We start from the raw sequence: 1,194 nt of genomic DNA on the forward strand, positions 1-1,194 counted from the left end.
GAGAAGAAGGAGGCCGCTCGCCAGGGTCTCGTCGACATCGCGAAGGCGACCGACTTCGGCGACACGCAGCTCTGGGTGCGCGTGAACAGCCTCGACTCGCCGTGGGTCCTCGACGACCTGACGACGCTGGTGACGGAGGTCGGCGACAAGCTCGACGTCATCATGGTGCCGAAGGTGGAGGGTGCGCAGGACATCCACTACGTCGACCGGCTGCTGGCGCAGCTGGAGGCGAAGGGGAACGTGCGCAAGCCGCTGCTGGTGCACGCGATCCTCGAGACCGCGCTCGGCATGACGAACGTCGAGGAGATCGCGGCGGCGAGCCCGCGCATGCAGGGCATCAGCCTCGGCCCGGCCGACCTCGCGGCGAGCCGTCGCATGAAGACGACGCGTGTCGGCGGCGGGCACCCGGGCTACCTGGTGCGTCAGGACCCGACGGGTGAGGACCTCACCGGGGGTCGCACGACCTACCAGCAGGACCTGTGGCACTACACGATCGCGCGCATGGTCGACGCCTGCGCCGCGAACGACATCCTCCCGTTCTACGGCCCGTTCGGCGACATCAAGGACGTCGTGGCGTGCGAGGACCAGTTCCGCAACGCGTTCCTGCTGGGCTGCGTGGGCGCGTGGAGCCTGCACCCGGTGCAGATCGACATCGCGAAGAAGGTGTTCTCCCCGAGCGCCGAGGACGTGGCGCACGCGAAGGAGGTCGTCGAGGCGATGGGCGACGGCTCCGGTGCGGTCATGATCAACGGCAAGATGGAGGACGACGCGTCCTGCAAGCAGTGCCTCGTGATGCTGGACCTGGCCCGTGAGCTGGCCGAGCGCGACCCCGAGCTGAAGGAGCTGTACGCCCTGTGAGCACCACTCCCGCCCCCATCCGTCCCCGCCGCTCGGTGCTGTACATGCCGGGCGCGAACGAGCGCGCGCTCGAGAAGGCGAAGTCGATCGACGCCGACGCGCTGATCCTCGACCTCGAGGACTCGGTGGCCCCGGACGCCAAGGTCCAGGGTCGCGAGAACGTGGTCGCGGCGGTCCGGTCCGGCGAGTACGGCCATCGCGAGCTGGCGATCCGCGTGAACTCGATCGGCACCGAGTGGCACGACGCGGACGTCGAGGCGGCGAGCCAGGCCGGTCCCGACGCGATCCTTGTGCCGAAGGTCGAGTCGGCGGAGCAGGTGCTCGCGCTCGTCGAGG

General features: G+C 69.5%; 2 protein-coding genes. Both read left to right on the forward strand.

All coding sequences use genetic code 11. The features are described 5' to 3' along the window. The coding region (locus NH287_RS15070; RefSeq protein ID WP_253036259.1) for a CoA ester lyase at positions 1–858 on the forward strand (858 nt) is incomplete at its 5' end. A 44-nt stretch (positions 859–902) separates the two neighbouring features. Continuing rightward, positions 903–1,194: aldolase/citrate lyase family protein (locus NH287_RS15075; RefSeq protein ID WP_253036260.1), on the forward strand; the 292-nt coding region annotated here is incomplete at its 3' end.

This window comes from Microbacterium sp. CnD16-F (assembly GCF_024124465.1).
GTDB lineage: Bacteria > Actinomycetota > Actinomycetes > Actinomycetales > Microbacteriaceae > Microbacterium > Microbacterium gawkjiense.